The following is a 3953-nucleotide window of genomic DNA, read 5'->3' as shown; positions in this document are numbered from 1 at the left end:
GACGCGATTCCCGACACCGACGGCGCTGCACGCACCGCGCAATTCAACCCGGCTCGCGGGGCAGCGGTGATTGCCCGCGCTCGCGCGTTCCTCGATGAAGCCGCGCCGCTCGCCAACGGTTCTCACGTCGATGCCACTGCGTATCGCGTGGAAGGCGGCAAGCTTGTCGTCACGCTGAAAAACGGTTCGTCGGCGTTGAAATCACCCGCTCAGTTCATCGGTTACCAAGGTGACGCCGCCTCGCCGTCCGCGGTGCTGCTCAAGCATCACGGTTTGCACTTCGAGATCCAGATCGACGCGACGGATTCCATCGGCAAGACCGATGCCGCGCATGTGAAGGACGTGCTGATGGAGGCTGCGGTCTCGACCATCATCGATTGCGAGGATTCAGTCGCGGCCGTCGATGCCGCCGACAAGGTCGAGCTTTACCGCAACTGGACCGGCCTGATGAAAGGCGATCTCGCCGAGGAAGTCACCAAGAACGGCAAGACCTTCACGCGCCGCCTGAACGCGGATCGCGAATACACCGCGCCCGATGGCTCTGCGGTGAAGCTGCATGGCCGCTCGTTGCTGTTCATCCGTAACGTCGGGCATCTGATGACGAATCCGGCTATTGTCGATCGTGATGGACACGAGATTCCCGAAGGCATTCTCGACGCCGTGATGACGTCACTGGGCGCGATGCACGACCTGCAAAACAAGCTCAATTCGCGCACGGGATCAATTTATATCGTGAAGCCGAAGATGCACGGACCGGCGGAAGTCGCGTTCTCCGACGAGCTGTTCGGACGCGTGGAAGACTTGCTCGGCCTGCCGCGCTACACCATCAAGATGGGCATCATGGACGAGGAGCGGCGCACGAGCGTCAACCTGCAGGCGTGCATTGCAGTGGCATCGGCGCGGGTGGCGTTTATCAATACGGGCTTCCTCGACCGCACCGGCGACGAGATGCACAGTGCGATGGAAGCCGGTCCGATGATGCGCAAGGGCGATATGAAATCGTCGGCGTGGATCACGGCTTACGAGCGCAATAACGTGCTCGCGGGTTTGAGTTCGGGATTGCGTGGGCGTGCGCAAATCGGCAAAGGCATGTGGGCCATGCCCGACCTGATGCACGCGATGCTCGAGCAGAAGATCGCTCACCCGAAGGCGGGCGCGAACACGGCATGGGTGCCCTCGCCGACCGCCGCGACGCTGCATGCGCTGCATTACCACCAGGTCGATGTACAAGCGGTGCAGCAAGGGCTGGAGAAGACAAGTTACGCCAGCGCACGCGATGAACTGCTTAATGGACTGCTGACGATTCCTGTTGTCGAAAAGGCGCAATGGTCGGATGACGAAATTCGCCAGGAAATCGAGAACAACGTGCAGGGGATTCTGGGTTACGTGGTGCGGTGGATCGACCAGGGCGTGGGATGTTCGAAGGTGCCGGATATCCACGATGTCGGGCTGATGGAAGACCGCGCAACGCTGCGGATTTCTAGCCAGCATATTGCGAACTGGCTGCATCACGGCGTGGTGTCGGCGGCGCTGGTCAACGAGACGTTCGAGCGCATGGCGAAAGTCGTGGACAAGCAGAACGCCAATGACCCGCAATATCAGCCGATGGCCGGTCACTTTGAAACGTCGCTGGCTTTCAAGGCGGCCAAGGCGCTGGTTTTCGAGGGCCGTGCGCAACCGAGTGGGTACACGGAGCCGTTGCTGCATAAGTTCCGGCTGGAGGTTAAGCAGCGGCACGGTTGAAAGATCGGAACCTGATTCTCGCTGGATATACAATGAAAGAACGTATATCCAGCGAGGCCGTCATGCAAGTATCCAGGTGGGGAAACAGTCTGGCGATCCGCCTTCCTGCGGCGGTAGTGGAAGCGCTTGAACTGCACGAAGGCGACGACGTAGAAGTTGTTATCGCGGGCGCGCGCGAATTCCAGATCAAGAAGAAGCCGACCGGCCGGGCGTTGCTTGACCGGCTCCGTCAGTATCGTGGTCGTCTGCCCGCTGATTTCACGTTCAGCCGCGACGACGCCAATCGCGATGGCTAAGGTCTTTCTGGATAGCAACATCGCGCTATATCTTCTGTCCGGCGACGCGGTTAAAGCAGACCTTGCCGAGGGTTTGATGGCAGAAGGCGGTGTCATCAGCGTTCAAGTGTTGAACGAAATTGCCAATGTGACCCGGGGCAAGCTGGCCATGTCGTGGCACGAGACAAACGATGTGCTGGATGCCGTTCGGGCGGTATGCACGACCGAGCCGCTGACCGTGGAAACCCATAACACCGGCCGGCGGATTTCAGAGCGATACGGTTTGTCTGTGTACGACGCGATGATTGCGGCTGCGGCGTTGCTTGCCGGATGCGATGTCCTCTACTCCGAGGACATGCATGACGGGCTGGTCATCGACGAGAGGTTGCAGATTGTTAATCCGTTTGCCGCAGGGGGCTGGCACAGCCGCGGGAGTTTGCTATAATCCGCGACTTGCTGGAGAGATGGATGAGCGGTTTAAGTCGCACGCCTGGAAAGCGTGTTTAGGGTCAAACCTAACCGGGGTTCGAATCCCCGTCTCTCCGCCAGAATACGTTTCACATTGTTGAGTAGCACCCGAAACCCGCATCGAGCCTTGCGCCGACGCGGGTTTTTTGTTTCCTGCTGGGCCAAAACTGAAAATATTTCTTCTCGCGTATGCCGGATGTAATCGACCAGCGCTCGCGCACACGCATCCGGTTTCCGGTCGAACAGACTCACCGCCAGGGCTACCACGAACCTCACAGGCATCTTCGCGACCGACCTAAGTTCAGAAATCAGGCGCTCCTAATCCACGCTTTAAGTCTTTCCCACCAACTTACCCGCCCTTGCGGCGGTGGCTCGCGATAGTCCGATAAAGTGTAGCCGGATTGATTGGGTGTAAACGATTGTGGGCGTTGCGGCATGAGGTCTTCCTGCGGAGGACTCTGCCGCTGCCTATCCGGCTCGCGCTGACGCTTCAGGTGCGGAGCCGATTGCGTATGCTGAATGAACGTATGCCCCGGGCCATACTCTGATATCGACACAGAGTCTGCCTCTTTTGGGGCGACCGGTTTGCCGTTCTCGTCAACGGATACCGTTTCAACTTCAACTAGAGGAATGCACCATGCCGCATGCGCGCGAGCTGTCCGCTTTCCGTTCGCATCAGCGCAACGGAAAACGAAGTCTTCCGGGTACTTTGAAGCATCCTTGATTTCCGTACTTTGATTCCACGCATACTTGAACGCAATCGACCCGGGGTGTGGCGCCGAAGGCTCCTGGGCACCTCGTGGAAATTGCTTTGCCATATCTGTCGCTCCTGACGTAAAAATGCCGCCGCACGCAGTGGCGGCAATACAGACGCTAAGTAAAATGCGGCCACTAAACATCACTTCGCAATCCTGTCGAAGTATTCGTATCGAGCACGATAGCGCTTGCGCCCTTCCGCCTCGCATGCTGTCCCTTTGCTCGACCAGTACATGTTGGCGGACTCCGCAAAGTCTTCAGTCATGTTGTTTCGCGCGTATTCCGATGGTGCCTGCCCATCGCTCGCAATAGCATCCCGCCAGTCCTGTTTGTTTGCCGGATCGCTCCATAAAGCTTCGCTCCAAGTGCCCTGTTTCATGCAGCATCGTGCTATCGACGTACCGCTGTGGAAACGTTGACCAACCTTTCCACGGAAAAAACGCAACGCCCTGTTCGATATCAGCGGTCGCAGCGGATGAGAACGACGAATCGCCGTATTCTTCCTGCCAAAGCGCATCCCTGGGGTTAGGTGAGGCGTTGAGCGAAACCGTCTCCAGATCTTTGTACTGCTGCGGCGGAACGGTTTCAAGCGCTCGGACAATCTCCTTCTCGCCCGGTATGCCATAACCTCGCGCCGGACTTTGGACAGGCACATAAATACTGACCGGAGGGCCGTTTACAGTCGCGTCGAACTGAGTTGCAGTTCCCGTC

6 protein-coding genes and 1 tRNA gene are annotated in these 3953 nt (G+C 58.3%); 4 read left to right on the top strand and 3 right to left on the bottom strand.

Features of this window, described 5'->3' with window-relative positions:
• The 4 genes from JWR14_RS11610 to JWR14_RS11595 all read left to right on the top strand — a co-directional run.
• On the top strand, positions 1-1743 hold a 1743-nt coding region (locus tag JWR14_RS11610; RefSeq protein WP_299706133.1), incomplete at its 5' end, for a malate synthase G.
• 62 nt (positions 1744-1805) lie between these two features.
• On the top strand, positions 1806-2039 hold the full coding sequence (locus tag JWR14_RS11605; RefSeq protein ID WP_299706139.1) for an AbrB/MazE/SpoVT family DNA-binding domain-containing protein: 234 nt from the start codon (positions 1806-1808) through the stop codon (positions 2037-2039).
• Positions 2026-2463, top strand: coding sequence for a PIN domain-containing protein (locus JWR14_RS11600; RefSeq protein WP_299706136.1), 438 nt, complete (start codon positions 2026-2028; stop codon positions 2461-2463). The genes JWR14_RS11605 and JWR14_RS11600 overlap by 14 nt, the downstream gene beginning before the upstream one ends.
• 13 nt (positions 2464-2476) lie before the next feature.
• Positions 2477-2566 (top strand) — tRNA-Ser (locus JWR14_RS11595).
• Between the two features lie 228 nt (positions 2567-2794).
• On the opposite strand, the gene JWR14_RS11590 is transcribed toward JWR14_RS11595, so the two are convergent.
• From JWR14_RS11590 to JWR14_RS11580, 3 genes are all read right to left on the bottom strand, one after another.
• Entirely contained in the window at positions 2795-3304 is a 510-nt protein-coding gene (locus tag JWR14_RS11590; protein ID WP_299706130.1) for a hypothetical protein, read from the bottom strand.
• Positions 3305-3384: 80 nt separating this feature from the next.
• Complete coding sequence (locus tag JWR14_RS11585; protein WP_299706128.1) at positions 3385-3507, bottom strand: hypothetical protein; 123 nt, start codon at positions 3505-3507, stop codon at positions 3385-3387.
• The coding region (locus JWR14_RS11580; RefSeq protein WP_299706126.1) for a hypothetical protein at positions 3500-3953 on the bottom strand (454 nt) is incomplete at its 5' end. The genes JWR14_RS11580 and JWR14_RS11585, both read right to left, overlap by 8 nt.

Source organism: Caballeronia sp., assembly GCF_028292365.1.
GTDB lineage: Bacteria > Pseudomonadota > Gammaproteobacteria > Burkholderiales > Burkholderiaceae > Caballeronia.
This window is presented reverse-complemented; position numbering and strand designations above follow the sequence as displayed.